Origin of the sequence: Streptomyces sp. NBC_00582 (genome assembly GCF_036345155.1) — a bacterium.
In the GTDB taxonomy this organism is placed as follows: Bacteria; Actinomycetota; Actinomycetes; order Streptomycetales; family Streptomycetaceae; genus Streptomyces.
In genome coordinates, this window is sequence record NZ_CP107772.1 from 5,215,681 (window position 1) to 5,241,460 (window position 25,780).

28 protein-coding genes and 1 pseudogene are annotated in these 25,780 nt (G+C 73.1%); 11 read left to right on the forward strand and 18 right to left on the reverse strand.

Going from position 1 to position 25,780, the window contains the following annotated elements; all coding sequences use genetic code 11:
- The first annotated feature begins 127 nt into the window (after positions 1-127).
- Positions 128-448 carry a GYD domain-containing protein gene (locus OG852_RS23210; protein WP_133910881.1) on the forward strand — a complete coding sequence of 107 codons (321 nt, stop codon included), beginning with the start codon at positions 128-130 and terminating at the stop codon, positions 446-448.
- Between the two features lie 51 nt (positions 449-499).
- On the opposite strand, the gene OG852_RS23215 is transcribed toward OG852_RS23210, so the two are convergent.
- On the reverse strand, positions 500-1,300 hold the full coding sequence (locus OG852_RS23215) for an inositol monophosphatase family protein (RefSeq protein WP_330348850.1): 801 nt from the start codon (positions 1,298-1,300) through the stop codon (positions 500-502).
- Between the two features lie 115 nt (positions 1,301-1,415).
- Here OG852_RS23215 and OG852_RS23220 point away from each other — a divergent pair, with 115 nt between their 5' ends.
- Complete coding sequence (locus OG852_RS23220; RefSeq protein ID WP_133910883.1) at positions 1,416-2,336, forward strand: peptidoglycan-binding protein; 921 nt, start codon at positions 1,416-1,418, stop codon at positions 2,334-2,336.
- 85 nt (positions 2,337-2,421) lie between these two features.
- Here OG852_RS23220 and OG852_RS23225 read toward each other — a convergent pair whose 3' ends face one another.
- Positions 2,422-3,219, reverse strand: a complete 798-nt coding sequence (locus tag OG852_RS23225) for an SGNH/GDSL hydrolase family protein (RefSeq protein ID WP_133910884.1) — start codon at positions 3,217-3,219, stop codon at positions 2,422-2,424.
- A gap of 440 nt (positions 3,220-3,659) precedes the next feature.
- Here OG852_RS23225 and OG852_RS23230 point away from each other — a divergent pair, with 440 nt between their 5' ends.
- Together OG852_RS23230 and OG852_RS23235 are read left to right on the forward strand one after the other, a co-directional pair.
- Entirely contained in the window at positions 3,660-5,642 is a 1,983-nt protein-coding gene (locus OG852_RS23230; protein WP_133910885.1) for a BTAD domain-containing putative transcriptional regulator, read from the forward strand.
- Between the two features lie 63 nt (positions 5,643-5,705).
- Entirely contained in the window at positions 5,706-6,563 is an 858-nt protein-coding gene (locus OG852_RS23235; protein ID WP_330348851.1) for a hypothetical protein, read from the forward strand.
- Positions 6,564-6,594: 31 nt separating this feature from the next.
- Here OG852_RS23235 and OG852_RS23240 read toward each other — a convergent pair whose 3' ends face one another.
- Both OG852_RS23240 and OG852_RS23245 read right to left on the reverse strand, forming a co-directional pair.
- Positions 6,595-7,266, reverse strand: a complete 672-nt coding sequence (locus tag OG852_RS23240) for a response regulator (RefSeq protein WP_330348852.1) — start codon at positions 7,264-7,266, stop codon at positions 6,595-6,597.
- A complete protein-coding gene (locus tag OG852_RS23245; RefSeq protein WP_330348853.1) occupies positions 7,263-8,597 on the reverse strand; it encodes a sensor histidine kinase in 1,335 nt (444 codons plus the stop codon). The genes OG852_RS23240 and OG852_RS23245 overlap by 4 nt, the downstream gene beginning before the upstream one ends.
- 135 nt (positions 8,598-8,732) lie before the next feature.
- Here OG852_RS23245 and OG852_RS23250 point away from each other — a divergent pair, with 135 nt between their 5' ends.
- Positions 8,733-9,368: a VanZ family protein gene (locus tag OG852_RS23250; protein WP_133910888.1), complete on the forward strand. Its 636-nt coding sequence runs from the start codon at positions 8,733-8,735 to the stop codon at positions 9,366-9,368.
- 116 nt (positions 9,369-9,484) lie between these two features.
- On the opposite strand, the gene OG852_RS23255 is transcribed toward OG852_RS23250, so the two are convergent.
- The 5 genes from OG852_RS23255 to OG852_RS23275 form a co-directional block, all read right to left on the reverse strand.
- Positions 9,485-9,919, reverse strand: a complete 435-nt coding sequence (locus OG852_RS23255) for an iron chaperone (protein ID WP_133910889.1) — start codon at positions 9,917-9,919, stop codon at positions 9,485-9,487.
- Positions 9,916-10,194 (reverse strand): hypothetical protein, encoded by a 279-nt coding sequence (locus OG852_RS23260; RefSeq protein WP_330348854.1) that lies wholly within the window; start codon positions 10,192-10,194, stop codon positions 9,916-9,918. The genes OG852_RS23255 and OG852_RS23260 overlap by 4 nt, the downstream gene beginning before the upstream one ends.
- Positions 10,195-10,223: 29 nt before the next feature.
- Complete coding sequence (locus OG852_RS23265; protein ID WP_133910890.1) at positions 10,224-10,634, reverse strand: VOC family protein; 411 nt, start codon at positions 10,632-10,634, stop codon at positions 10,224-10,226.
- Between the two features lie 195 nt (positions 10,635-10,829).
- Positions 10,830-11,222, reverse strand: coding sequence for a winged helix-turn-helix transcriptional regulator (locus tag OG852_RS23270; protein WP_133910891.1), 393 nt, complete (start codon positions 11,220-11,222; stop codon positions 10,830-10,832).
- Positions 11,223-11,679: 457 nt separating this feature from the next.
- On the reverse strand, positions 11,680-12,297 hold the full coding sequence (locus tag OG852_RS23275; RefSeq protein ID WP_330348855.1) for a phosphoribosylanthranilate isomerase: 618 nt from the start codon (positions 12,295-12,297) through the stop codon (positions 11,680-11,682).
- Positions 12,298-12,535: 238 nt separating this feature from the next.
- Between OG852_RS23275 and OG852_RS23280 the strand changes: the two genes are divergently transcribed.
- On the forward strand, positions 12,536-12,949 hold the full coding sequence (locus OG852_RS23280; protein WP_133910893.1) for a VOC family protein: 414 nt from the start codon (positions 12,536-12,538) through the stop codon (positions 12,947-12,949).
- Here the strand turns inward: OG852_RS23280 and OG852_RS23285 are convergent.
- On the reverse strand, positions 12,946-13,551 hold the full coding sequence (locus OG852_RS23285) for an ALF repeat-containing protein (RefSeq protein ID WP_133910894.1): 606 nt from the start codon (positions 13,549-13,551) through the stop codon (positions 12,946-12,948). The two genes, OG852_RS23280 and OG852_RS23285, sit on opposite strands and share 4 nt — an antisense overlap.
- 135 nt (positions 13,552-13,686) lie before the next feature.
- On the opposite strand from OG852_RS23285, the gene OG852_RS23290 reads away from it, so the two are divergent.
- Both OG852_RS23290 and OG852_RS23295 read left to right on the forward strand, forming a co-directional pair.
- Positions 13,687-14,751, forward strand: a complete 1,065-nt coding sequence (locus OG852_RS23290) for a PucR family transcriptional regulator (RefSeq protein WP_133910895.1) — start codon at positions 13,687-13,689, stop codon at positions 14,749-14,751.
- A 479-nt stretch (positions 14,752-15,230) separates the two neighbouring features.
- The gene (locus OG852_RS23295; RefSeq protein ID WP_330348856.1) at positions 15,231-16,403 is read left to right on the forward strand and encodes a pyridoxal phosphate-dependent aminotransferase; all 1,173 of its coding nucleotides are present in this window, start codon (positions 15,231-15,233) and stop codon (positions 16,401-16,403) included.
- Between the two features lie 41 nt (positions 16,404-16,444).
- Here OG852_RS23295 and OG852_RS23300 read toward each other — a convergent pair whose 3' ends face one another.
- The 4 genes from OG852_RS23300 to OG852_RS23315 all read right to left on the reverse strand — a co-directional run bounded on the left by OG852_RS23300 (position 16,445) and on the right by OG852_RS23315 (position 19,312).
- On the reverse strand, positions 16,445-16,996 hold the full coding sequence (locus OG852_RS23300) for a phosphatase PAP2 family protein (RefSeq protein WP_133910897.1): 552 nt from the start codon (positions 16,994-16,996) through the stop codon (positions 16,445-16,447).
- A 9-nt stretch (positions 16,997-17,005) separates the two neighbouring features.
- Positions 17,006-18,016 (reverse strand): YihY/virulence factor BrkB family protein, encoded by a 1,011-nt coding sequence (locus tag OG852_RS23305; RefSeq protein ID WP_133910898.1) that lies wholly within the window; start codon positions 18,014-18,016, stop codon positions 17,006-17,008.
- Positions 18,017-18,095: 79 nt separating this feature from the next.
- The gene (locus OG852_RS23310) at positions 18,096-18,818 is read right to left on the reverse strand and encodes a DUF6766 family protein (protein WP_330348857.1); all 723 of its coding nucleotides are present in this window, start codon (positions 18,816-18,818) and stop codon (positions 18,096-18,098) included.
- 83 nt (positions 18,819-18,901) lie between these two features.
- Positions 18,902-19,312 (reverse strand): hypothetical protein, encoded by a 411-nt coding sequence (locus OG852_RS23315; RefSeq protein ID WP_330348858.1) that lies wholly within the window; start codon positions 19,310-19,312, stop codon positions 18,902-18,904.
- Between the two features lie 143 nt (positions 19,313-19,455).
- Between OG852_RS23315 and OG852_RS23320 the strand changes: the two genes are divergently transcribed.
- Complete coding sequence (locus OG852_RS23320) at positions 19,456-19,872, forward strand: RidA family protein (RefSeq protein ID WP_330348859.1); 417 nt, start codon at positions 19,456-19,458, stop codon at positions 19,870-19,872.
- A gap of 137 nt (positions 19,873-20,009) precedes the next feature.
- Positions 20,010-21,692 carry an eCIS core domain-containing protein gene (locus tag OG852_RS23325; protein WP_330348860.1) on the forward strand — a complete coding sequence of 561 codons (1,683 nt, stop codon included), beginning with the start codon at positions 20,010-20,012 and terminating at the stop codon, positions 21,690-21,692.
- A 9-nt stretch (positions 21,693-21,701) separates the two neighbouring features.
- Here OG852_RS23325 and OG852_RS23330 read toward each other — a convergent pair whose 3' ends face one another.
- The gene (locus OG852_RS23330) at positions 21,702-22,109 is read right to left on the reverse strand and encodes a DUF899 family protein (protein ID WP_330348861.1); all 408 of its coding nucleotides are present in this window, start codon (positions 22,107-22,109) and stop codon (positions 21,702-21,704) included.
- A 177-nt stretch (positions 22,110-22,286) separates the two neighbouring features.
- Positions 22,287-22,745, reverse strand: coding sequence for a DUF1569 domain-containing protein (locus tag OG852_RS23335; protein ID WP_330348862.1), 459 nt, complete (start codon positions 22,743-22,745; stop codon positions 22,287-22,289).
- 191 nt (positions 22,746-22,936) lie between these two features.
- Here OG852_RS23335 and OG852_RS23340 point away from each other — a divergent pair.
- Positions 22,937-23,785: pseudogene (locus OG852_RS23340) on the forward strand (Rieske 2Fe-2S domain-containing protein); the annotation flags it as partial.
- Here OG852_RS23340 and OG852_RS51010 read toward each other — a convergent pair.
- The gene (locus tag OG852_RS51010) at positions 23,700-23,954 is read right to left on the reverse strand and encodes a DUF6191 domain-containing protein (RefSeq protein ID WP_443064652.1); all 255 of its coding nucleotides are present in this window, start codon (positions 23,952-23,954) and stop codon (positions 23,700-23,702) included. The pseudogene OG852_RS23340 and the gene OG852_RS51010 overlap by 86 nt on opposite strands.
- A gap of 162 nt (positions 23,955-24,116) precedes the next feature.
- Positions 24,117-25,706, reverse strand: a complete 1,590-nt coding sequence (locus OG852_RS23350) for a carbohydrate-binding protein (protein ID WP_330348863.1) — start codon at positions 25,704-25,706, stop codon at positions 24,117-24,119.
- Positions 25,707-25,780 lie beyond the last annotated feature (74 nt).

Consider the following 25,780-nt stretch of genomic DNA (forward strand, 5'->3'; position numbering starts at 1 on the left):
CGAGGTTCCGACACGATGCCGGATGTGGCTGCTACCGGGTGAATCCGGGCGGGCGGGGAGGACGGCGCGGGCGTCGGCGGGAAGGGCACTGTGCGTACCGGACAAGCGAGGGTCAGGGAGCGTCCCGATGCCGAAGTTCCTCATCCAGGCGACCTACACGCAGGAGGGCGCCAAGGGGCTGCTCAGGGAGGGCGGGAGCGGGCGGCGTGCCGCCGTCGAGCAGGTCGTGGGCGACCTCGGCGGCTCGGTCGACGCCATCTACTACGCCTTCGGGGAGGCGGACGCCATCCTCATCGTGGACTTCCCCGACCGGGTCGACATGGCCGCCGTCGCCCTCGCCGTGAAGGCCAGCGGCGGTCTGCAGACCCGCGCCACACCGCTCCTCACCACGGAGGAGATCGACGAGGCCGCCCGCCGCCAGGTCGCCTTCCGGGCGCCGGGGGCATAACCCGGCCGCCCCACCGCCCCACCGCCCCACCGCCCCACCGGCCGCCCGGGATCAGGCCGTACGGCCGCGCCCCACTCCCGCCCGCCGCCACAGGCTCTGCGCCTCCTCCGCCGCGGCCGGGGCCGCGAGCAGCAGGGGCTCGTCGTAGGCGGGGAGGCCGGGCAGGGCGATCGCGCCCGCCTCCTGGGCGATCAGCAGGGCCGGGAGGCCGTCGACGTGGTGGAACTCGCCGATCGCCGCCGCGGTCGCCCGGCCCGCCGCCACCTGGACCAGGGACAGGGCCGTGGAGCCCATCACCCGGACCGTGCAGTGGCGGGCGGAGAGCTCGGTGAGCAGGGCGTCCATGCCGGGCCAGTGGGCGTGGGCCGCCCACTCGGTCAGGAAGAGATGCCCGGTGAGGGTGGTGTGGTCGGCGGCCCGGACCGGGACGCCGTCGACGTGGGCGCCGCCGCCGCGGACCGCGGTGAAGGTCTCGCCCCGCCAGGGGTCCGCGACCACGCCGAGCAGCGGCGTGCCGTCGGGGGCGGCGAGGCCCAGCGAGAAGGAGCACCAGCCGATGCCGTGCGCGAAGTTGGACGTACCGTCGACGGGGTCGACCACCCAGGTCGGGGCGGAGCCGGCGCCTTCGGTGGTGCCGTACTCCTCGCCGACGATCCCGTACCCGGGGAACGCCTCGCCGAGCACCGCGCGGACGTGCCGCTCCACGGCCTCGTCGGTGTCGGTGACGAGGTCCGCGGGGCTCGCCTTCCGCCGTACGGCGGTGGTGCGGGCGCCCCGGATCGTCTCCGAGGCCCACGCCGCCAGCTCGGTCGCCACCCGCAGGGCGCGGTCCAGGTCCGGTGTCGTCTCCACGGGGTGACGGTAGCCGGGACGGACGTCGGGGCGCGGTCGCCGAGGACAAGCGCACGACAACGCCTGTGCAACGGCTCGTTGGTTGACTGCTGCCCCGACAGATCAGGAGTCTGCGATGAGCACCAAGACGGGCCCTCAACGCTACCCGGGCGCGAGCCGGGCGAACTGGTACCAGGACGACTTCGGCGGTGACGCCATGCAGGTCGACGTGGTCGTCCTGCACACCACCGAGGGCTACACGCTGCCCGGCTACGACGGTGGCTCCACCGCGCCGAACCTGACGGCGGTCCCGGACCTCGCCGCCAAGAAGCTGAAGTGGTACCAGCACTTCGACATCGAGACCTCCTCCCGGGCCCTCGTGAACCTGCGCGGCGGCGTCGAGACGAACACCCTGAACGTCTGCCAGGTCGAACTGGCCGGCACCTGCGACCCGAAGACCCACGCCCAGTGGCAGGCCGCGGGCCACGCGCACGTCTACTGGCCGGACGCCCCCGACTGGGCGCTGCAGGGCGTCGCCCGCTTCCTGGCCTGGATGCACGAGGAGCACGGCGTCGCGCTGGCCGGCCCGAAGAGCTGGCCCGCGTACCCGACGTCGTACGCCAACGGCGGCGGCCAGCGGATGACGGGCGCTCAGTGGTCGGACTTCAAGGGCGTGTGCGGGCACATGCACGTGCCGGAGAACGTCCACGGCGACCCCGGCGCGATCGACTTCGCGAGGATCCTGAAGTACGCGAAGGCCGACCTGGACGTCGGCGACGACGACACCGCGCAGCCGACCACCCCCGCCAAGCCGAAGGTGCCCGCGTTCCCGGGGCGCAAGTACTTCGTCGCCGGCGCCACGAACGCGCACGTCCTGCGGCTCGGCAAGCAGCTGGTGAAGCGGGGCTTCGGCGACCACTACAAGGTCGGCCCGAGCAGAACCTGGGGCGAGGCGGACCGGCTGAACGTCCGTGACTTCCAGAAGTCCCGCAAGGAACTGCGCGGCGACGCCGACGGCACCCCCGGCCCGCTGACCTGGCGCCTGCTGTTCTCCTGACACGACGCGCCGACCCGACGCCGGACACACGACGAACCCCCGGGCCGCTTCCCGGGGGTTCGTCCGTCTCGCGTCCGGCCCCGGGTCAGCCGGTGACCTCGTTGAGCCGCGCGTCGTAGCCCGCCAGGTAACCCATCAGGGTGGGGTGGAAGACCGCGGTCCCGGCGTTCAGGTCGTTGATCCACGGGTCGGAGCCGCACGCGCCGTGGCCCTTGAACGAGTCGCGCATGTCGATGAACTGGACCGGCTCCTTGGCCGCGGCGGCCTTGGTGCCCTCGGCCAGCGCGTCGGCCAGCTGGTTCATGGCGGTGCGCTTGGCGGAGCTGAGGTCGATCAGGGGGCAGGTCCCGGTCGGGGAGACCGTCTGCGGATAGCCGAGGACGACGACCCGGGCGTTCGGCGCCTTGGCCTTGATGTCCTTGTACAGCCCGGCGAGCGATGTCACCAACTGGCCCTTGGCGTACGACGACATGTACAGCGTGGCCGAGTCGCACCAGCTGTCGCCCTGGGTGAGGCAGCCCTGGGCCACGGTGGAGAACTGGGCGTCGTTGCCGCCCACCGTGAGCGTGACGAGATCGGTGTCGGCGCTCAGCGCGGACAGCTGCTTGTCCCGCACGTCCGCGATCTTCGCACCGCTGCAGGAGACGTCCTTCAGCGTGTAGTCCCCGTGCGCCGCGGCCCACAGCGCCGGGTAGTCGACGGTGCTGCGCTTGCAGTCGCCGCTGGCGCCGTCGTAGTAGTCCGCGCCTACCCCGGAGGCGTACGAATCACCCAGGGCCACGTACTCCAGGCCCGTCGCCGCCTGCGCCGGCGTGCTCATCATCCCGGCCATTCCGGCGAAAGCCATCACCGCGCTGGCGACGGCCGACGTCAATTTACGCATGAGTTCCTTCTGGATCGGGGAGCTGGATCGGGGAGCAGGATCGGGAGCTGGATCGGGAAGTCCGGATCCATGCGAGGAATGAGGATCGTACAGGCGTCGGCGAAGCCCTCAACTCCTGTTTGTTGCACAGGAATTGTCCACCCATTGACTACGACCTGAGTCGTAGTCACGGCCTCTATCTCCGGTTGCAGACGGACCGGGGAGAGATCCGATTCCGAGTCGATGTTCCGCCCCGTGCGGCGCCCGACAATTTCCCGTGTGCAAGAAAACAACAGGGCCAATCCGTAGCAGGACACCGCAGCCCGGTGCCACCCGCGACAACACACGGACAACAGTCGAGCAACGAGCCATTGATTGACTCCATCGCGTACCCTGCATGCCCCGATGCCGTGTTCGGCGAGGCCCCTTCACATCCAGCGCCGCCCAGGAGGGCCCACCCGGTGAACTCACGACAGGAGCTGCGGTTCGGCGTGCTCGGACCCGTCGAGGTACTCAAGGGCAACGTTTCCCTCGATCTGGGCCCCCGGCAGCGCCGACTGCTGCTCATCCGTCTGCTCCTGGAGGACGGCCGTCCCGTCTCCCAGGACACCCTCTGCCGCGATCTGTGGCCGACCGACCGGCCGACGGGTGCCGCGTCCTCCGTCCGCGCGCACATCAGCCGGCTGCGCGCGGTCCTGGACCCGGTCCGGCAGGGCCGCTCCACCGTGCTGGTCAGCGGCCCGGCCGGCTACGCCCTGAAGGTGCCGGCCGGGGCCCGGGACACCACCCTCTTCGAGGAGTCCGTGAGCCGGGCCCGCGAAGCCCTGCGGAACGGCCGGCTCACCGCCGCCCGGCAGGAGATCGACGCCGCCCTCGCGCTGTGGCGCGGCGAGGCCCTGGCCGAGGCCACCGAGCACGCCTTCGCGATACGTGAGCGCACGCGGCTCGACGGCACCCTCCAGGACGCCAGGGAACTGCAGGCCGCGATCCTCGTCCAGCAGGGCGAGACGGAACCGGCGATCGGCGTCGCGGAGGGCCTCGTCCTCAAGGCCCCGCTCCGCGAGACGTCCTGGGCGCTGCTGATGCGCGCGCTGTACGCCGCCGGCCGGCCCGTGGAGGCGCTGCGCCAGTACGAGCGGTTCCGCGACATGCTCGCCACCGACCTGGGCCTGGACCCCAGCCCCCAGCTCAGGGATCTGCACACCGCGATCCTGCGGCACGACGTCGTGGTCCTCGGCACCCCGCCCCCGGCCGACTCCGTCACGGCCGCCTCGACCGCGCCCCTCACCCCGGGCCTCGAGTTCACCACCGTCTGCACGCACCCGGACCCCCGGAACACCGACGCCGCTCCCTTCGTGGGCCGGCACGAGGAGAAGAAGCAGCTCGCCGCCCTGCTGTCGGCCGCGACCGCGGGCCGCCCCCGCTGGGCCGTGATCACCGGCGAGCAGGGCTCGGGCAAGACCCGGATCACGGACGAGCTGTCGGCCTGGGCCGTGTCGGCCGGGTTCACCGTCGCCCGCACCCGGGCCGGTCAGGCGCTCAGCGGCAACCGCGGGATCTCCCAGACCTGTCCGACCGTCCAGCTCCTGGACGCGCTGCGGCAGGACGGCAAGGACTCCGCCGAGGACGAGGAGGCGCGGAAGGACCCGCTCGCCACGGTCGTCGACGAGCTCACCCAGGGACCCACGCTGGTCGTCGTCGACGACCTCGACCAGGCACCGCAGGGCTTCCACCGGCTGCTGCGGCGGCTCGCCAAGGTGCTGCGCGAGGCCCCGGTCGTCTTCGTGTGCACCCTGCGCAACCCCGACGCCCCCGTCTCCAGCATGCTCCTCGCCGACCTGGCCCTGATCGGGGCGACCTGGCTGACCCTGGACCCGCTGACCGCCGACGACGTCGCCGAACTGCTCACGGCGCGCGGCGAGGACGCCGGCCCGGCCGCGGCGCAGGCGCTGCACCGGCGCTGCGAGGGGCACCCCTTCGCGCTGGCCGAGCTGCTGGAACTGCCTCCCGAGCGGCGCACCGGCCCCGAGGCGCAGGTGCCGGCGGCCGTACGCAACATCCTCCACGCACGCCTCGTCGAACTGCCCGACCCGGCGCGGACCATGCTCACCTATGCCGCCGCCGACGGCGAGTGGCTGGACCTCGGTCTCCTCGCGGACGTCCAGGGCCTGGCCCCGGACCAGCTGCTGCCGCTGATCGACGCGGCCGTCACCGCCCGGATCCTGGTCTGGGACGGGGAACCCGGCACGGGCGGCACCGGCCGCTACCGGCTGCCCGAGCTGCCCCGCGACGTCGTGCTCGGCACCCTGACCCCGTCCTCCCGGCAGATCCGGCACGCCGCGTTCGCCCGGGAACTGGCGGCCCGCCCAGGTGCCGACCCGGCGCGGCTGGCCCGGCACCTGCGCGCGGCGGGACCGATGGCACCGGCGGCGGCACAGCGGTGAAGTCCACTTGAAACAGGCGTTGTTGGTCTTATCTTTACCAACCCCGCTCACTACGATCGGTGGATGACACAACCGACGCAACCCGGCCCCCCGGTGCCCCCGCCCGTCCCGTACGGCAGACCCCCCGGCCCCCCGCCGGACCCGGGCGCGGCCGCCGACCGGGTCTCCGGCGGGCTGCTGCTGCTCGGCGCCGTCGTCACCGTCACCGGTTCGTTCACCACGCTGGACGAGTCGGCCCAGACGATGGAGGGCGGCAGTGACGACACGGTGTACCGGATCGTCGCGAAGGCGTGGTCCTACTCCACCCGCTTCCAGGGGGAGGACCAGGAGTCGGTCACGCAGTTCCACGGGGTCCCCCTGCTCGTGGCCGCCCTCCTCGCGGTCGTCGCGGGCGTCCTGCTGCTGACCCGTTCCGGCGGGCGGCTGCCGCTCGCCCGGGTGCTCGGGGTGGCGGGCGCGGTGCTGCTGTTCGGGACGACGCTGACCGTGGCGATCTCGGCGGTCGGGGACGCCCAGTGGGACTCGGACACCCGGTCCACGACCTTCGGCCCCGGCTTCTACCTGCTGACCGCGGCCTGTGTGCTGGCGCTCGTCGCGACCGTCCTCACGGTCCTCACCACCCGCCGCCCCGCCGTCGCCCTCACCGGCCCCGGCACACCCCCGCAGCCCTGGCCGGCCGGCCCGGCCCCTCAGCCGTACCCGCAGGCCTACCCGCAGCCGTACCCACAGCCCCAGCCGTATCCACAGCCCCAGCCGTACCAGGCGGCACAGTCCTACCCGCCGGCCCAGCAGCCCCCGCAGGCCGCCCAGGAGCCCCCGCAGGCCGCTCAGCAGCCCGCACCGGCCCCCCAGCCCCCGTCGGCCCCCCAGCCCCCGCAGCCGTACCCGCCCCAGCCGCCCTCGCCCCCGTCCGCGAGCTGACGCGGGATCCCCGCACAGGGGACGCCGTACGTCACTCCTCGACGACCCCCGACCGCCAGGCCCACGCCGCGATCTCCACCCGGTTGCGGGCGGAGAGCTTGCTCTGGACGTTGCCCAGGTGGGTCTTCACCGTGCCGACGGAGATGGACAGCCGGGCGGCGATCTCCGCGTTGGTGAGGCCGGTGGCCACGAGCCGTACGACGTCCGTCTCCCGGGCGGACAGCCCCGGGTCCGGGCCCCGGCGGGCTCGGTCGGCCGCGGCACGGCCCGGTGCGCCCCGCAGCAGACGCAGGGTGATGGAGGGGCTGACCAGGGCCTCCCCAAAGGCCGCGGCGCGGATCGCCTCGACCAGCAGGGTGGGGCCGGAGTCCTTGAGGAGGAAGCCGCAGGCGCCGTCACGCAGGGCGCGGTGGACGTACTCGTCGTCGTCGAAGGTCGTGGCCACCACGACCTTCGGCGGGTCGACCAGGCCGGGACGGGTGAGCCGGCGCAGGGCCTCCAGGCCGTCCAGCCTGGGCATGCGGATGTCCATCAGCACCACGTCGGGCCGGTGCCGTTCGGCGAGTTCCACCGCCTGAAGACCGTCCGCCGCCTGCCCGACGACCTCGATGTCGTCCTCGGCGGCCAGGATCATCTCGAAGCCAGTGCGGACCATGGCCTGGTCGTCGGCGATCAGCACACGGATCGTCCCCGGGCCCGTCACGCGGCGCTCCCCACGACCCGACCCGGTTCCGCGCCCCCGCCGACCGGCAGCGTCGCCTCGATCCGCCAGCCCCCGCCCGCGGCGGGCCCCGCCTCGACCCTGCCGCCGACCATGCCCACCCGCTCGACCAGCCCCTTCAGCCCGAAGCCGCCACCCAGCGCCGGGAGCGCCTGGTGCCCGGCGCGCGGGCGGCCGTCGTCGCTCACCGTCACGGTGACCCGCGTCCCGGACCGCACCAGGCGGACCTCCACCTCGGTGACGTCGCGGGCGTGCTTGCGTATGTTGGTCAGCGCCTCCATCACCACCCGGTGCAGGGTGGTCACCACCTCCACCGGCAGCTCCTCGAACTCCCCCTCCGTCCGCAGCACCGCCCGGGCTCCGCCGACCGGGGCGAACTCCTCGACGAGGGCCCGCACTTCTGCCATACCGGCCAGCGGCGCCAGAGCCACGTCCCGCTCCCGTGGCTCCCGTGGATCCCGCGACTCCCCTGGATCCCGCGACTCCCGCGTATCCGTCTCGCGCAGCATCCCCACCATCGCCCGCATCGACTTCAGCGCCTCCGCGCCCGCGTGCTCGATCCGTTCCAGCGCGGGCGGCACCAGGTCGGGCCGTCGTACGGCGACGGAACGGGCGCCCTGCGCCTGGATGACGATGCCGGTGACATGGTGGGCGACGAAGTCGTGCAGGTCACGGGCGAACTCCGCGCGCTGCTCCAGCCGTACGGCGCTCTCCCGGCGCCGCCGGTCCGCGACGACCAGCCGTACGGTCAGGCCGATCGCCAGGGCCGCCGTCGCGGCCAGGGTCAAGAAGAACGCCAGGACCACGCTGCCCAGGTCGATCTCGACGGCCAGCGGGCGCAGGACGACCGCCGCCATGGCCGCCGGTACGGCGCCCGCCGCCGCCTTCGGCGCGCCGCGCCACGCGGTCAGCGTCACCAGCCCCAGCAGCGCGGCCGGTTCGGTGAGGGCGACCACCGATTGCACGGGGGAGTAGGAGTCCAGCCGGTGCGCGAGCCCCGCGACGACGTGGACGGCGGCCGTCGTGGCGAGCGACAGCGCCGCCGCGCCGGCCGTCACGAGCGGCAGGCCGCGCACGCCGAGGCGGGGCCAGAGCAGCAGGGCGACGCACGACAGCAGCCCGCAGATCAGCACCAGCGGACCGGCCGTGCTCGCGTCCGCCTGCTCGAACGCGTGACCGAGCCGCCCGAACGCGCCCACCCGGTAGTCGAAGGCACCGAGGACGAGGAGCAGCACCGCGACCGCGGGCCACACCGCCGCCCGCAGCCGGGCCACCCGCCGGGACCGTTCCCCGGTCCATCGCCAGGACTTCATGCCGGGAGCGTAGCCGGGGGGTCGGCCGAAAGTCGTAGAGCTCCGCCGAAGATCGGTCTTTCGTCAGAGCCGTCGCCCGGGCGCGCGGGGCGAGAGTGGGCCCCGCAACCACCCGCCCCCGCCGAGGAGTTCACCATGGGCAACGTCCACTTCGAGATCGGTGCCACGACCGTGCTGGGGCCGCTGCTGGCCGCGTTCGGCGTGCTGGTGGCCCTGCGCGCACGGCGGGGCCGGGCCGGCTGGACCGGGCGGCACGCGGTGACCCGGCTGCTGGCCGCCGCGTACGCCGCCGGCGTGCTGGCCCTCACGCTCTTCCCGGTCGTCGTGACCTACGGCGAGTACGCCAACCTGATGCCCTGGACCAACCAGATCAACTGGGTCCCGGCGCCCAGCCCCGACCCGAGCATCGTCGCCAACGTGATCCTGACGGTCCCGCTCGGCATGCTGCTGCCGCTGACGACCGCCCGGATCGGCTCCAAGGGGCGGGTCACCGCCGTCACGGCCGGGGTGAGCCTCGCCATCGAGGTGTCCCAGCTCCTGATGTACGTCGTGGTCAACAACGCCCGGCTGACGGACACCACCGACCTCCTCGTCAACACCCTGGGCGGTTACCTCGGTTGTGTGGTCCTGTACCGGGCGGCCCGCGTCCCGGCCGTGGCCCGTCTGCTCGGCACGCTTGCCCTGCCGGGCTCCGCGTTCGCGTCGAAGGGGCACACCTTCGCCCGTCCCGCGACGCGTTCCGCCGACGAGCCCACTGCCGCCCGTTCCTGACCGTCCTCCCTGCCGGCACCCCGCCCGACGGTCGCGGCGGACGGCAGGGCCGCCCCCGAGGACATGTTCCAGGCGATCCACCGCGCCCACCGCACCACCGAGCAGCCCACGCCTCCTCAGCCCACCGCTCGCCTGATGAGCGCGGCGATCAGCTCCTCGTCGGCGGCGGTCGGCTCCGTCAGGGCGAACGCGGTGGGCCACAGACCGCCCTCGTCGAGGTGCGCCGCGTCGCTGAAGCCGAGCGTGGCGTACCTCGACTTGAACTTCTGCGCGCTCTGGAAGAAGCAGACGACCTTGCCGTCCCTGGCGTACGCCGGCATCCCGTACCAGAGCTTCGGTACAAGACCGGGTGCCTCCGCCCTGACGAGGGCGTGGATCCGCTCGGCGAGGGCGCGGTCCGCGTCCGGCATCTCGGCGATCTTCGCGAGGACCTCGCCCTCCGTGTCCGCCTTGGCCCCGCGGCGCGTGGAGGCCCTCACCTCCTTCGCGCGCTCCTTCATCGCGGCGCGTTCCTCTTCGGTGAACGCCTCGTGCTGCCGGGTCCCGCTCATGACCGGTCTCCTCTCCCGGGCCCGTGGACGAGCCCGGCGATCCTCGCGCGCTCGGCGCGACGCTTCAGCAGATAGGTGTACGGCGAGGCGCCGTAGGCGAGCGTGAACGCGCGGCTGAGCTGCCGGGCCGGCAGGTCCGCGGCCGCGGCGAGCGCCAGCACGTCCAGCGGGCGCGCGTACTCCCGGTCGATCCGGTCACGTACCCTGCGCAGCCGCGCGAGGTCGTGCAGGTGCCGCGCCCCCATGAGCGCGCGCCGCCAGCCCGGGTGACACATGGCGGACCCCCCCTTCTCGCCGGTACGGCTCAGCGCAGTTCCTGGATGCGGACGAGATTGCCCGCGGGATCGCGGAAGGCGCAGTCACGGATGCCGTACGGCTGCTCGGTGGGCTCCTGGACGACCTCGGCGTCCTGGGCGGTGACCTTCTCGAAGGTGCCGTCGAGGTCCGGGGTGGCCAGCAGGATCCAGCCGTAGGTGCCCTTGGCCATCATCTCGGCGATGGTGCGGCGCTCGTCCTCGGTGATGCCGGGGTCGGTGGCCGGCGGGGCCAGCAGGATGGACGTTCCGGGCTGCCCGGCCGGGCCGACCGTGATCCAGCGCATCCTGCCCTGTCCCACGTCGCTGCGGACCTCGAAGCCGAGGACGTCTCGGTAGAAGGCCAGGGACGCCTCCGGGTCGTCGTGCGGGAGGAAGGTCGTGTGAATGGTGATGTCCATGGCTTTCACGCTAGCCGCGGCCCGGTGCGGGGCGCTTCTCCAAACCTGACCGGTTGCGCCGCCCCCTGTACGAAGGCGCGGCCGCCGGTACGCGCCGGCCACCGAGGAGGTGCGCCGGCTGATCACCTCGGGTGCGTGACGCCGGTCGCCCGGAACGGGCAGTCGACGACCAAGTGACCGACAGACCCGGCGCCGTCAGGCCTTCGCCGCGTCGTACTCCTCGCGTGCCTTCTCGATGGCCGCCATCCGGACGTCCGTCCACAGCGCGAGGGCGCGGACCTGCTCGGCGGCCTCGCGGCCGAGGTCCGTGAGGGAGTAGTCCACGCGGGGCGGGATCACCGGCTTGGCGTCGCGGTGGACCATGCCGTCGCGCTCCAGCGTCTGCAGGGTCTGCGTCAGCATCTTCTCGCTCACCCTGCCGATCTCCCGGCGCAGTTCGCTGAAGCGGTACGGGCGGTCGAGCAGCGCGATGAGGACGAGGGTGCCCCAGCGGCTGGTGAGGTGCTCCAGCGCCCCGCGCTGCGGGCACATCGCGTCCCCCACGGCGAGCCGTATCCGCTCTCCGGGTGCCGTCTCGGTTGCTGCCATGCCCCCACCTTACGGCGGGGCCGGCGTTTCCCGGCAGTGGCCGCGGTCCGGCCTCCTGGCACCCGCCCACCTCGATCGGACCAGCGGGAATCGGCGCCGGGCTTGCGCCGCGACAGGACTCGGACACGAACGGACCCGGGCCGGGTGGGCCGTCCGCAGCGATCGGACGGGGACTCGCCGTCCCCCTTTTTCGACCCGGCCGTCGGCCTCCGCGCTGCGCGAGTACGCGACCTACGCCGACCGGGTCGACCCCGACTACCGGCAGGTCTCCGGCGGCTTCACGACCGCGGTCCACGCCCTCGAGGGCGCCCACGGCAAGCCGCTGGAGACCGTCCCCTGGGTGGTGAACACCGCGAACGCGGCCCGCACGGTGGCCGGCCGGCACGTGGACGGCATGACGAGCGACCTGCCCGACGTGATCGACCGGGCCCTCGACCGACCCTCACCGGGGCCCGTCTCACACCCCGCGAGCCGCCTTCACGAAGGCTGTGATGAGGGACGGGTCCTTGACGCCCCGGCTGCTTTCGACGCCGCTGGAGACGTCGACGCCCCACGGGCGGGTGGCGGTGACGGCCTCGTGGACGTTGGCCGGGGTGAGGCCGCCGGCGAGCAGCCACTTCTCCCCGGTGCCGGCCGGGGTCCCGCGGGACCAGTCCCAGGCGACCCCGGACCCCGGCACCGGGGCGTCGAGGAGCAGCATGTCCTCGCCCAGCTCCCCGCAGCGCGGCACGGAGTCCCCGAAGGCGGCGGCACGGATCAGCGTCCAGCCGCCCGCGGCCAGTTCGTCGTAGTAGTCCCGGTCATCCGGGCCGTGCAGCTGGACGGCCCGGATCCCCGACTCGGCGGCCAGGGTCCGTACGTCGTCGAGGGGTTCGGCACGGAACACGCCGACCGTCAGCACATGCACGGGCACCCGCCGGGCGAGCCGCGCGGCCGTGGCGGCGTCGATACGGCGCGGGCTGGCCGAGAACACGAACCCGATCGCGTCGGCCCCCGCCTCCACGGCCGTGTCGACGTCCTGCTCGGTCTTCAGCCCGCAGATCTTGACGAAGAGGGAGTCACTGGAGTTGCTCACGCACCCAAGCCTGCCGCATCGGGAGCGACAACCCTCCCCCCAGGATGTGATGCAGGTCACATCCTGCCCGCCGATGACTTCCCCGCCGCGCCCGGGTCCACCCGTACGACACCACCACCACCGACGGGAGCGCCACCGCCCTCGCCGCCGACACGCTCGCGGAGCGCTAGGCTCCGCACCGTGACCATTTGTACCGTTTGACCACCTTTGAACCCCCTTCGCTCCCCAGGAGGTTGCGATGGCCTCGCGACTCAACCCCTATCTCAGCTTCAACGGTGACGCCCGGGCGGCCCTGGAGCACTACAAGGAGGTCTTCGGCGGCACGCTGACGCTGAGCACCTTCGGCGAGTTCGGCCAGGCGGACAGCCCGCAGGCGGACCAGATCATGCACGGGATGCTGGAGGCCCCGAACGGATTCACCCTCATGGGAGCCGACACCCCGCCGGGGATGGAGTACAGCCCCAGCGGCAACGTCTCCGTGAGCGTCAGCGGCGACGACGACGCCGAACTGCGCGGCTACTGGGAGAAGCTGTCCGCCGGGGCCCAGGTGTCCGTCCCGCTGGACAAGCAGATGTGGGGCGATGTCTTCGGCATGTGCACGGACCGCTTCGGCATCACCTGGCTGGTCAACATCGCCCAGCAGCAGGGCTAGACCTCGTACCGGCCGACCTCCAGGAAGTGGCGCAGCTCCTCCGGCGTGCCGTCGATCGCCTCCTGCGCCGCCGCGCGCAGGGCGTCGCTGATGTCGGTCCTGGCGAGGATCCTGGCGATGGCGACCCGGTCGTCCTCGGCCTGGGCGAGCCGGTAGCCGGTCGCCAGGAAGGCCACCCGGTCCTCGGGGGTCCCGTCGAGGGCCTCCGACGCCTCCCGGTGGACGGCCCTGCCGCTGTCGGGGTCGGCGAGGAGCCGGGCGATCGCCACCTTGTTGTCCTCGTCCCGGGCGAGCGCGAGACCCGTCTTCAGGAAGGCGCGCATGTCGTCGGCGGTGCCGTCGAGCGCCTTCTGGGCCTCCCTGAGCACCGCCCTGCCCGCGCTCTCGTCGGCGAGGACGCGCGCGATCTCGATCCGGAGTTCCTCCTCCGTCATCGAGTCGTACGGCGACTGCGCGTCGGCGGCCGTGTCCCCGGCCGTCGTGGCGGACGCCGTGACGGCCGGGGAGTGCGAGGCGGCGGCCGCGAAGGACGGCGAGGCGAGCAGCAGGGCCGGGGTCAGCGCGCCCACGGCCACGGCGAGCGCCACACGCGAAGCTCTCATTGTCGTTCCCCCATGATTGATTGGTTAGGTGCCGGCGGGACGATCTTCCACGACCGAACACCGCCGCGCACTGTGCGGACCGGGCAGTCCTGACCGCCGGTTCGTTGCCGGAACACGAAACGCGGGGGGCGCGCGGTGGCGGGGGAGATTCCCGAGGAGTACCTGGACGGCTACATCCGGCTGCTGACGGAGGTCGCCGCCACCGGCCGGCGGCTCACCCGGGAGGAACTGGAGTCCCGGCGCGCCCTCGGCGAACGGGCCGCCGACGCCGGTCACGGCCTGCGCGCCCTGGTCAGCGCTCATCTGGCCGCCGCCCGCTCGGTCCGGCCCGGCACCACCGGCACCGCGGGCTCCGCCGACGGCACGCTGGCCGCCGTCCACCAGGTGATAGACGCCCTGGCCGAGGGACACGAACGGGCCCAGCGGCTGGCCGTACGGCGGGAGGAGGCGGCCCGGCGGGAGTTCATCGACGATCTGCTCTACGGCCGCAGCGACCTCGGCCGCCTCGCCCAGCGCGCCGAACGCTTCGGTGTGCGCCTGTCGCACACGCACGCCGTCGCCGTCGCCCGGGGCCCCGCCGCCTACGACGAGGGCGACCCGGTGCCCCGTCAGGTGGAGCAGGCGCTGCTCGCCCGGTTCGGCGACCGCGAGGTGCTGCTGACCACCAAGGACGGTCTGCTGGTGTGTGTCGCCCCCGGGCACCGTGACGAGATCCTGCCCGTGTTCACCCGGCAGGCACGGGCCGCGACCGGCGGCGGCCGGGTGGCGATCGGCCGGCCGCAGCCCGGCCCCGGCGGGGTCGTCCAGTCCTACGAGGAGGCACGGGGCGCCCTCGAACTCGCCGAGCGGCTGGGCCTGGACGACCCGGTGCTGCGCGCCGCCGACCTGCTCGTCTACCCCGTCCTGACCCGCGACCGGCAGGCGATGGCCGACCTCGTGCAGGCCGTCCTCGGCCCGCTGACCACCGCCCGCGGCGGCGCCGAGCCCCAACTGGCCACGCTCGCCGCGTACTTCGACGCGGGCTGTGTCGCCGCGCAGACCGCCCGCCGGCTCTCCCTGAGCGTGCGGGCCCTGACGTACCGGCTGGAACGCATCCATCAGCTCACCGGCGTCGACCCCACCGACCCCGCGCACCGCTACACCCTGCAGACCGCCGTCATCGGCGCCCGCCTCCTCGACTGGCCGGCCCAGCCCCTCTGACCCTCCCCCCCCACAGCGCACCCACGAAAACGACAGGAACGGTTCACATCCTGTCCACATCCGGCGGGTTGAGGGGAAAGGAACCGGCCATTGACTCTCTCCGCGCGCCTCGATCACGAAGCCGTATGGGGAGAAACCGTTTCCTTAGGGGGACAGCAGTGGCGTCCGCAGTGGAGGTTTCCCGCGCGCCGGAGCCCGACAGACCCGTTCCTCGACGGCTGCACACGGCCCGTGGCCTCGGTGACCGGATCTTCCGGTACCAGCTCACGGCGACCGGCGTCACCGTCCTCGCCATCATGGCGGCCGTGGGGCTGCCGCCTTCTTCCTCGCCGAGCAGGGCACCCCGGGCGGGATCGTCGAGGCGGGCCCCACCGAGGACATCTTCGGCTCCCCGCAGGACCGGCGGACCGCGGACTACGTGGCGGGCCGCTTCGGCTGATCCCGCCGGCCGGAGGCGGGCGTGACGGAAAATCGTCGGTATGAGGATCTCGCAGCGCGCCCAGGCCATAGCCCCCTTCTACGCGATGGAGTTCGGCAAGCAGGCAGCCGAACTGGAGGCGGCGGGGCACCACGTCGTCAAACTCAGCCTGGGCGAGCCCGACTTCGGGGCGCCGCCCGCCGTCCTCGCGGCGATGCGCGAGGCCATGGACGGGCGCCCCATGGCCTACACGGCGGCGCTCGGCCTGCCCGCCCTGCGCCGGGCGATCGCCCGCTTCTACGCCGACCGGCACGGCGTCGAGGTCGACCCGGCCCGCGTGGCGGTGACCGCGGGCGCCTCCGCCGCGCTGGTGCTGGGCGCCGCCGCCCTCGTCGACCCCGGCGACGAGGTGCTGATCGCCGACCCCTCCTACCCCTGCAACCGGCAGATCATGGAGAGCTTCGGCGCCCGCGTCACCCTCGTCCCGACGAGCCCCGCCTCCCGCTTCCAGCTCGACACGGCGTCCGTACGGTCGCACTGGTCGCCGGACACCCGCGGGGTCATGATCGCCACGCCCTCGAACCCCACCGGCACCTCGGTCCCGGCGGACGAGCTGGCCGCGCTGTGCGCCCTCGCCCGGGAGCGCGGGGCCTGGCGGCTGGTCGACGAGATCTACCTGGACCTGAGCGACCACGACGACCTCGGCCGCCCGCCGGTCAGCGCCCTCGCGCACGACCCCGACGCGGTCGTCGTCAACAGCTTCTCGAAGTACTTCGGCATGACCGGCTGGCGGCTCGGCTGGTGCGTGGTCCCCGAGGCCCTCGTCCCCGCGCTGGAGCGCCTGGCCCAGAACTACTTCCTGTGCGCCTCGGCCCCGGCCCAGCACGCCGCCCTGGCCTGCTTCACCCCGGAGTCCCTGGCCGTGGCCGAGGCCCGCCGGGTGGAGTTCGCGCAGCGGCGCGCGCTCGTCCTGGACGGCCTCGACCGCATCGGCCTGCCCGTCCCCGTCCCGCCCGACGGCGGGTTCTACGCCTACTTCGACGTCAGCGCCACCGGCCTGACGTCCTGGGACTTCTGCGCCCGCGCCCTGCGGGAGGCGCATGTGGCGCTCACCCCCGGCCGCGACTTCGGCGTGAGCACGGCCGAGACCCACGTACGGCTGTCGTACGCGGCGTCCGCCGAGGAGCTGACGGAGGGCATCGCCCGCCTGGGCAAGTTCACGGCCGGCCTGTAGAGCGGTTCCGGGGCTGCGGAGAGCCCTTCGAGGAGCCCGTGTCAGCGCGGGGACCGTCGCAGCAGCAGGCGCGGGGTCGCGCGGACCAGGCCCGCCGAGGCGAGGCCGAGCGCGGCGCCCGCCGCGACGTCGGCCGGGTAGTGCGCCCCGCTGTGCAGCCGCTGCCCGGCCACCAGGGCCGCGGCGGCCCCACAGACGGCACCGGGCGCCGGCCACACCGATGTGACGGCTCCCGCGAAGGCGCACCCGGCGGCCGTGTGCCCGGAGGGGAAGGACGAGCTCTCGGGGCGGTCCCGCAGCTCCGGTTCCGGCACCCACTCCCCGGGCGGGCGGCGGCGCCGGTACAGCCGCTTGACGACCCCCGCGGACAGCGCCTCGGCGACGGACATGGCCCCGATCCCGGCGACCGCGGCCGCCCGGCCCCGCCAGCCTCCGCAGGCGGCCATCGCGACGGCGGCCGCCCACCACAGCTTGGTGTGCTCGGCCGCCTCCTCCCACGCGGGCGCGACCCGCCGCAGCCACGGCGGCCCCCAGGCGATCGCCCGCCTGGCCAGCCGCCGGTCCGCCTCCCGCAGAGCCCCCGTCACCCGCACGGCCGGACCTCAGGAACCGAGCCGCCGACGGTCGTCCTCGTCCCATTTCCGCGTGTCGCGCGGCTCGACGTACGGCTCCTCGTCGGCCGGGTGGCCCCCCTCGACGGCGCGCCGCCTGACCAGTTCCGCGTCGAACTCCAGGCCGAGCAGGATCGCCAGGTTGGTGATCCACAGCCACACCAGGAAGACGATGACGCCCGCGAGCGTGCCGTAGGTCTTGTTGTACGAGGCGAAGGCGGCCACGTAGAGCGCGAATCCGGCGGAGGCGATCATCCAGATCACCAGTGCGAGCGCGCTGCCCGGCGTGATCCAGCGGAAGCCGCGCACGCGGGCGTTGGGAGTCGCCCAGTACAGGATCGCGATCATGATCATGACCAGCACCGCGAGCACCGGCCACTTCGCGATCGACCAGGCCGTCAGGCCCGCGTCACCGACGCCGAGGGCGGTGCCCGCCTGCCGCGCCAGACCGCCGGTGAACACCACGATCAGCGCACTGATCACGGCGATCACCATCAGCACCACGGTCACCCCGACCCGCACCGGCAGCACCTTCCACACCGGACGGCCCTCGGGGATGTCGTAGACCGCGTTGGCGCTCCGGATGAACGCGGCGACGTAACCGGACGCCGACCACACCGCCAGCAGCACACCCACGACGGCCATGACCGAGCCGAGGCCGGCCCGGCCCTGCATCTGCTGGACCGCGTTGCGCAGGATGTCCTGCGCGGGTCCGGGGGCGAGCTTCTGGATGTTGTCCAGCACCGCCCGCGTCGCCGACTGTCCGACGATGCCCAGCACCGAGACCAGGGCCAGCAGGGCGGGGAACAGCGCCAGGATCGCGTAGTACGTGAGCGCCGCCGCCCGGTCCGTCAGCTCGTCCTTCTTGAACTCCTTCAGCGTGCCTCTGAGCGCCGCTCCCCAGGAGCGCCCGGCCAGCTCCGTCGGTTTGTCCGGCGCCCGCCGCTCCACCTGCTCGTCCGGGCCCGCTTGCCTTCCGTTCCGCTTCAATGTCCGCGCCATGGGACCCGGGTAACCGGCCCGGCATCACCTATGCACACAAGGGATTATTAGTACAGAAAGGGCAAAGAAACCGTGCGGGTCACCCTCCCTCCACCCCCGTGGCCCCGTGCGCCGCCCCCACCGGCTTCGACTCCGGGGAGCCGCGCTGGCGCAGATAGATGGAGAGCACGGCCATCGAGGCGACGGCGAGCAGTTCGGACTGCCAGTTCTGCAGCGTCCGGTTCCAGAAGTCCGCCGCGCCGAGGTAGTCGTACCAGCTCAGCGGAGCCTGCAGCTGTCGCAGCCGCTGTTCGTTGTAGGCCGCCGCGCCGGTGATCGACTGGACCAGCCAGGACAGCAGGAAGATCGTCCCCATCACCAGCAGCAGGGAGTTCGAGTACACCGTGCGCCGCCACCCGCCGGCCCTCGCCCACCGGGGCGAGCCCTCCCCGGCGTGCGCGCCGACGAGCTGCGCCCGGTCCGACTCCCGGCCGGCCTTGTGCAGCTCCTTGGACTCCGGCGAACCGCGCTGGAGCAGCCAGACCGTCACCCCGATGTACAGGAAGAACTGGAGGTACTCCGACTGCCAGTTCTCCGACACGTCGACGGCGAAGTCGGACGAGGTGACGTACTCCCCGAAGGACACCTCCCGAAGCCGGTCGGCGATCATCTGGTCGTTGAAGTCGGCCTGTCCGGCGAACGCCTGCCCGAGCAGGGCCGCCAGGAACGAGACGAGGAAGAACAGCCCGAGCCCGTTGTCCCGGGCGAAGCCGCGCAGCCCCCGGCTCCTCGGCGGGGCGGTCCGCGGCGAGTCCTCGGTCATCGGTGCATCACCCCCAGGGCCGTCAGGAAGACCAGACCCACCACGATGATCGCGAGGACCGCGGTGAACATCGTTCTCACACCTCACCCGCCCTTGACCTGGCACTGGTACGGCTCCGGCGGCCGCGGCGCGCAACCCGCGGCCACCACCTTCCAGCCGCCGCCGAACCGGGACAGGAACAGCGTGTCCCCGGACAGCACCGCCCGCGCCTGGTTCCCGTACACGTCCGTCCGTCGTACGGCACCGCCCCGCGGCAGCGACTCCTCGCCCAGCGCCTGCGCGCACGGCGCCTCGGCCGACTGCTCCAGCTCCGCCACGGTGGGCGGCGCGAGGACGGCGCACCCGTGGTCGTACGCACCCGCGGCCAGGGCGTCCTCGAACAGGGCCGCGGCGTCCCGCACCTGGTCCTCCCGCTCCCGCAGCGTGCCGCACCCGCCGGCGAGACCGGCGGCCAGCACGACGGCGACCGTCGCACCCCACGCCCGCCAGGCCATCCACTCACCTCCACCGGCAGTACACACCGCCCGACCGCCGCCGCCCGGCCACGGCACCCCAGGGGTCCCCCGGCCGGTCGATCGCCCGTACGCCGCCCGTAATCCCCCTGCGCACGTCGGCGGGGCGTTGAAGAATGCGCCCCATGGCACCCACACACGACTCCCCGCACCTCACCCACATAGCCGCGCCGGAGGGCGTCGCGCCCGGCACCGGCTACACGCACGTCGTCCTGGGGACCGGGCGGCTGGTGGCGGTCTCGGGGCAGATCGCCCTCGACGCCGACGGGAAGGTGGTCGGGGAGGGCGACCCGGCCGCGCAGGCCGCGCAGGTCTTCGAGAACCTCCGCCGTTGTCTGGCCGCGGCGGGCGCCGGCTTCGAGAACGTCGTGAAGTTCACCTTCTACGTCACCGACGTCGCCCATCTGCCCGCCGTACGCGCGGCACGCGACCGGTACATCGACGTGGAGCGCCCGCCCGCCAGTACCGCCGTCCAGGTGGCCGCCCTGTTCCGGCCCGAACTGCTGCTGGAGGTCGAGGCGTTGGCCCTGCTCCCCGAGTAGCGCGGACCCGTGCGGCCGTCGCTGCCCGAACGGGCAGCGACTCTGCCCGGCCGCCCCTTTCCCCGACCGCCCCGGCACGGGTAGACCCGAGGGACAGCGGCTACGACCGTGGGCCACGGCTACAGAAAGAACCCAGCATGCGCGCGCACCGCCCCGCGAGGAAGGCCGGCCCCGGCGAGGTGAGGGCGGCCGCCCGTGGCGCCTCGGCCCCACCGCGGCCGGCGCCCCCGCTGTCCCCGACCGGTCTCCTCGCCCTGCAGCGTGCCGCCGGCAACGCGGCCGTCACCCGCACCGTCCAGCAGGCCCGCGACAGCGACCGGCACCGGCACGGCCCCGGCTGCGGCCACACCACCGGCACCGCCCCGGTGCAGCGCTCGGCCGTCGACACCGTGCTCTCCTCCCCCGGCCGGCCGCTCGCGGCCCCGCTGCGGGCGGAGATGGAGGCCCGGCTCGACGCCGACTTCTCCGACGTGCGCCTGCACACCGACTCCGCGGCCCGCCGCTCCGCCGCCGACCTCGGCGCCCGCGCCTACACCTCCGGCCACCATGTCGTCATCGGGGACGGCGGCGGCGACAAGCACACCCTCGCCCATGAGCTCACCCATGTCATCCAGCAGCGCCGGGGCCCCGTCGCCGGCACGGACGACGGGACGGGACTGCGGGTCAGCGACCCGTCCGACCGCTTCGAGCGGGCCGCCGAGGAGAACGCGACCCGGGTGCTGAGCGGCCCGGCACCGGTACGGGAGCGCGCCGCCGAAGGGGTGACGGGTCAGACCGCCGCCGGCCGTCACGTCCAGCGGATGATCCATCAGGAGCCCAGCTACGTGGCGTCGGCGGGCGGCAAGACGTCCCTCACCAACCGCGGTGACATCGACGTCGAGGAGCACCAGGGCGAGACGTTCGTCCGCGTCTACCAGACGGTGTACGCGCCGGTCATGACCGGTGGCTCCCACAAGGACATCCACCAGGGCGCGGACGGCTCGGTCGACTTCCGCGGCCAACGGGACTCCGCCTGGCTGAACATGGGCCGCCCGTGGCGGTCGATGCACTACATGCGCACCTACCAGGACCAGAAGAACCGCGGCGACGCGAACCGCTTCGCCACCCCCACGGCCGCGACCACCCCGCTGGTGCGGTCTTTCCTCGTCCCCCTGGAGACCTACCGCCGGGCGACCGGCAACGCGGTCAGCGAGAAGCAGATCAACTCCTCCTACGACCGGGACAACATCAGTCAGAGCACCGACAAGGCCAAGGACTCCGACCAGTACGAGATCCGCGGCCAGTGGATGACCGAGGTGGTCGGTACGGCGGTGCCGAACTCCCTCGTCACCTACGCCCCGGACGGGCTCGTCGAGGAGATCCGGCAGGACGCCCGGCACGGCACGGTCCAGCCGATGAGCGCCCTGCTGGGCCGGCTGAGCATGCCGGACTTCCAGGACTTCCCCGAGTACCGGCCCGCCGACCGGCGCGGCGACGGGCTGGTCCTGCCGCTCGACGACAAGGGCCGGATGCCGAAGGCCAAGGCGCAGGAGCAGCACATCGACCGCCTCGCCGCGCTCCTCACCGACGCGTATCCGAAGAACGGCGACACCACCACGCGCCGCGCGAAGAACGCCCGTACCGAGCTCAAGGAGCTCTGCGGTCTCGCGGGCGTCAAGAACCGCGACATCGACTGGGACGAGCTCCGCGAGCGCGTCAGGCGGGCGATGAACTACGCGGGCATGCCCGCCGTCCTCGACGAGGTCTACACGGAGGCCAAGGAGAAGGCCTCCCGCCCGGACGGCGGCGGCTTCCCGATCCGCAACTTCGGCACCGCGTGAGACACCAGGTCATCCGTGGTCGAGGTCCGGATACCAGTCGCCGCGGCCGCCCGGGGTGAGGTCGAGGAGGTGCCAGACGGGGGTGAGCAGGTCGATGCCGCGTTCGGCGATGTCGTCGGCCATGCGGGGGTGCGCGGAGTAGAAGTGGCGGACCGTGCCGTCGGCGTCGCGGGTGAAGACGGAGACGGTGGAGTCCTGGCCGCCCTCCTCGTCCTCGCTGCCGAGGTCGTACTTGAAGGTGCTGTCGCCGCAGCTCAGCAGGCGGAGCCGGGACCAGCGGCGGGCGCGGGCGTGTGCGCGGGCGCCGCCGGGCCCGCAGGACGAACGGCAGCAGTCGGGCCGCGCTCCGAGGCTGCCGGTGCCGGGCTGCTTCGCCGGGTCCTCGGCCCGGGTCGTGGCCCCGGCCCGGGCCGCCACCGCACCGGTGGTGAGCCCGCCGTACCCGCTCTCGGCCGGCGTGGTCTCCAGCAGGGCGCGGTCCCGTCCGGCGTCCCGTGGACGGCCAACCCGCTCTCGGCCGGCGTGGTCTCCAGCAGGGCGCGGTCCCGTCCGGCGTCCCGTGGACGGCCCCGCCGCGGGGCTGCCGCCCGGGCCTCACGCATCGGCCGCCCCTGGCAGATGCTCGGCCAGGTGCATGGCGTGCAGCCGCTCGTACTGCGCGTGCGTGCAGCGGCCGTACGCCGGGTGGAGCGGGTGCGGCCCGGTGTGGGCGGTGAAGAGGGCGACCGCGTCCACGAGCTGTGCCGCCGCCTCGGCGGCCGGGAGCGTGGGGTCGAGGGGCGGGGCGCCGTCGAGTTCCGCGTCCAGGGAGTGCCGGGTGGCGCCCCGGCGCAGGAAGAGGTGCTTGGCGAGGGTCCCGGCGGTGGCCCGGAAGAGGGCCGGCTTCAGCCGGGGGTATCCGGTCACCGAGTAGCGGACGGTCTGGGCGCAGTGCTGCAGCGTCTGGGAGAGGTTCCAGGAGCCGTCCGGCGCGAGGAGCTCGCTCTCGGGCCGGGTGAGGGACGCGCCGAGCTGCTCGGCGAGCCGGGTGAGGGGGGCGGGGGCGATGGGCATGCCCCCAGTATAGTCAATACGAAACGAACGACTTTCGTTTCGCATATCGTGCGCGCCCTGACCCGGGGTTCCTCCGCCCCACCGGCTCCGTTGCGCTCTAGCATCACCCCATGCGCTTACGACGGAGTCATGACAAGGCTGCCGCCCTCCTCGCCGCCCTCCCCCGCGATCCCCGGGCCGACGCGTACCCCATGCCGACCGTGCCGTACGGCTGGTACGCCGTGCTGCGCTCCGCCGAACTGCGCCCCGGCACGGTCCGCAGCCTGCACTACTTCGGCCGGGCGCTGATCGCCTTCCGCGGGAGCGACGGGCAGGCGGCCGTGCGGGACGCCCACTGCCCCCACTACGGCGCCCACCTGGGCGCCGGCGGGAAGGTGGTCGACGGCACGGTGGAGTGCCCCTTCCACGGCTGGCGGTTCGGGACCGACGGCCACTGCGTCGAGGCCCCCTTCGCGCGCCGTACCCCCAAGGTCTCCCTCGGCGGTCTCCCCGTGCGCGAGCACAGCGGGCTCGTCTTCGTGTACGTCGGCCCCGACGCCCCCGCCTGGGAGGTCCCCGGGATCCCCGAGACGACCTCGCCGGCCTTCTCCACCCCCGTCGACGACATCTGCCGGGCCCGCGTCCACATCCAGGAGATGCGCGAGAACATCGTCGACGAGTCCCACTTCCACTTCATCCACGGTCAGGCCGAACCCCCGGTGCAGGACTGGCGGGTGGACGGCCCGTTCGCCGAGGTGCGCGGCCGGATCCGGCGGCGCGTCCTCGGCCGGGACATCGACAACACCTTCGACGCGTTCATGTACGGCCCCGGCGTGATGGTCGTCCGCACCCACGGCCCGGTCCTCTCCGTGACAGCGGTGGCCCTGAGCACCCCCGTCGACGACCACACCAGCGAACTGCGCATGCTCTACTACCTGCGCAAACCACCCCGCGCCCGGTTCCTGACCCCCGCCCTCAAACTCGTCTTCCGCGCGGAGGCCCTCGGCGAGGTCCGCGAGGAGGTCCACATCTGGGACCACAAGATCCACCAGCCCCGCCCGGTCCTGCTCCCCCATGAACAGGGCATCCGGCACCTGCGGCGCTGGTACGCCCAGTTCTACCCCGCCGGGACGGCTGCGCCTCCGGCATCCGCACGACCACCACACCCCCGTCGAGATCCACGGCCGTCCGGCGCGGCGGGGCCCCGTCCTCCTCGTCGTCCCGCAGCACCAGGGCCGACTGCCGCTCCTTGAGCTCGTTCTGCTTGCCGGGCGGGAAACTCGCGTGCAGTTGCTCGACGGCGAATCCCGTGTGCCCAGGATGGGCGGCGCGGCCCCCGCGCGGAAGGCCCGGGCCCGGAAACCGGCCGCCCGGGCCTTCCTGGTGCGACGGCTACAGCGTGACCTTGGTGCCTCCCAGGGTCACGACCAGCTTGCCGTCCGAGGCGAAGGACCAGGCGAGGGCCCCGCCGTACGAGGAGGCGCAGCGGGAACCGTTCGTCCCCGTCCAGAACTGGTTCGTGCTGTCGGCGTCGCCGACCGTCTTGTCGTTGGAGCCGCTGACGTTGTAGCGGCAGGAGGTGTTGGAGCGGAAGACCGACGTGCCCGCGTCCCAGGAGTAGTTGCGCTGGGCGTTGTCGATGCTGAGGTTGTTCGACACGGCCATGGAGCCCGGGTTGCTGTTGTACGTGAACCCGTGCTTGCCGTTGTGGTAGGCGATGCTGCGCCGCACGACGTGGTTGACGGCGATGTCGTCGCCGCCGAGCTTGTAGCCGTTGCGGTCGCCGTTGGAGTTCACGGTCCCGTCGGAGAGGGTGCCGTTGTTGTAGGACAGGGAGTCCTCGATCGTCACCGGGCCGATCGCGCCGGTGTCCGTCTTGGTGTACAGGTCCCAGCCGTCGTCGATGTTGTTGTGGGAGACGGCGTACCGGAACACGTTCCCGGTGCCGGTCGTCAGCTTCGCGGCGAAGCCGTCCGCGTCCTCGCCGTCGGAGTCGGCGTTGTCGTGCGACTCGGCGCTCAGGATCAGGTTGTCCGAGGGCCAGTCGGCGCTGGCGGTCGAGGAGGCGATCCGGCCGAGCTGGAGCCCGGTGTCGCGGTTGTAGCGGGTGACGGTGCGCTCGATGACGTTGTGGCTGCCGCCGACGTAGATGCCGTTGTCCCCGGCGCGTTCGACGACGACGCCGTAGACCTTCCAGTACGAGCCGAAGAGCTGGAGCCCGCGGTTGGAGGAACTCTCGCTCTGCGCGGAGAAGTTGAGGACGGGGGTCTCACCGGGGTAGGCGGACAGGGTGGTGCGGGCGCTCGCGGTGCCGCTGGTGGTCTGCGGGATCGTCACCGTGGAGCTGTAGTTGTACGTCCCTCCGCGCAGGTAGATCGTGCCGCCGGCGGTGACCCGACTGATCGCCGAGGTGAGGGTGGTGGGCGCGGAGGAGGTGCCGGCCGCGCCGTCGGTGCCGCTGGGCGAGACGTAGATCGCGCCGCCGGTGGGGGGTGTGGTGCCGTCGGTCGTCGTCGCCTCGACGTAGTCGACGTTGGGCAGGCCCTCGGCGGTGGTGGGGTTGAGGCGGATGGTGTTGCTGCCCGCCGTGAGGGTCACGGTGAGCGTCTTGGTGACCCAGGTCGACCAGGCGCCGGTGGCCTCGAAGGACGGCGTCTGCACGGTCGTCCCGTTGACGACGAGGGAGGCGGGGCGGGCGGTGGTGGTGCCGTTGGCGAAGCGGACGTTGAGGGTGGCCGTGCCGGCGGTGGCCGCGTTCACGGTGAACTGGGCGTAGGCGCCGGTGGCGTTGGTGCCGTTGCAGAATCCGCTGCCGGAGTAGCCGGCCCAGTCGGAGTCGAGGCTGCCGGTGCAGACCGCCGGGGAGGTCTCGGCCTCGTAGCGGACGGTCGCGGCCTGGGCGGGGGTGGTGCCGGCGAGCGCGACGAGCGCGCCCGCCAGCAGGCCGGTGCAGGCCAGGGTGGAGCGCAGTACAGGTCTCATGTGACGCATCGTTGATCTCCATGTCCAGAACGGGCGGGTGCGGGAGCGGATGGAGAAAGCGCTTTCCACGGCAC

Coding starts and splice junctions, on each gene's coding strand:
- OG852_RS23210 (WP_133910881.1), top strand. CDS start 128: ATGCCGAAGTTCCTCATCCAGGCGACCTACACGCAGGAGGGCGCCAAG.
- OG852_RS23220 (WP_133910883.1), top strand. CDS start 1,416: ATGAGCACCAAGACGGGCCCTCAACGCTACCCGGGCGCGAGCCGGGCG.
- OG852_RS23225 (WP_133910884.1), bottom strand. CDS start 3,219: ATGCGTAAATTGACGTCGGCCGTCGCCAGCGCGGTGATGGCTTTCGCC.
- OG852_RS23235 (WP_330348851.1), top strand. CDS start 5,706: ATGACACAACCGACGCAACCCGGCCCCCCGGTGCCCCCGCCCGTCCCG.
- OG852_RS23245 (WP_330348853.1), bottom strand. CDS start 8,597: ATGAAGTCCTGGCGATGGACCGGGGAACGGTCCCGGCGGGTGGCCCGG.
- OG852_RS23250 (WP_133910888.1), top strand. CDS start 8,733: ATGGGCAACGTCCACTTCGAGATCGGTGCCACGACCGTGCTGGGGCCG.
- OG852_RS23255 (WP_133910889.1), bottom strand. CDS start 9,919: ATGAGCGGGACCCGGCAGCACGAGGCGTTCACCGAAGAGGAACGCGCC.
- OG852_RS23260 (WP_330348854.1), bottom strand. CDS start 10,194: ATGTGTCACCCGGGCTGGCGGCGCGCGCTCATGGGGGCGCGGCACCTG.
- OG852_RS23265 (WP_133910890.1), bottom strand. CDS start 10,634: ATGGACATCACCATTCACACGACCTTCCTCCCGCACGACGACCCGGAG.
- OG852_RS23270 (WP_133910891.1), bottom strand. CDS start 11,222: ATGGCAGCAACCGAGACGGCACCCGGAGAGCGGATACGGCTCGCCGTG.
- OG852_RS23280 (WP_133910893.1), top strand. CDS start 12,536: ATGGCCTCGCGACTCAACCCCTATCTCAGCTTCAACGGTGACGCCCGG.
- OG852_RS23285 (WP_133910894.1), bottom strand. CDS start 13,551: ATGAGAGCTTCGCGTGTGGCGCTCGCCGTGGCCGTGGGCGCGCTGACC.
- OG852_RS23295 (WP_330348856.1), top strand. CDS start 15,231: ATGAGGATCTCGCAGCGCGCCCAGGCCATAGCCCCCTTCTACGCGATG.
- OG852_RS23305 (WP_133910898.1), bottom strand. CDS start 18,016: ATGGCGCGGACATTGAAGCGGAACGGAAGGCAAGCGGGCCCGGACGAG.
- OG852_RS23310 (WP_330348857.1), bottom strand. CDS start 18,818: ATGACCGAGGACTCGCCGCGGACCGCCCCGCCGAGGAGCCGGGGGCTG.
- OG852_RS23315 (WP_330348858.1), bottom strand. CDS start 19,312: ATGGCCTGGCGGGCGTGGGGTGCGACGGTCGCCGTCGTGCTGGCCGCC.
- OG852_RS23320 (WP_330348859.1), top strand. CDS start 19,456: ATGGCACCCACACACGACTCCCCGCACCTCACCCACATAGCCGCGCCG.
- OG852_RS23325 (WP_330348860.1), top strand. CDS start 20,010: ATGCGCGCGCACCGCCCCGCGAGGAAGGCCGGCCCCGGCGAGGTGAGG.
- OG852_RS23335 (WP_330348862.1), bottom strand. CDS start 22,745: ATGCCCATCGCCCCCGCCCCCCTCACCCGGCTCGCCGAGCAGCTCGGC.
- OG852_RS23350 (WP_330348863.1), bottom strand. CDS start 25,706: ATGAGACCTGTACTGCGCTCCACCCTGGCCTGCACCGGCCTGCTGGCG.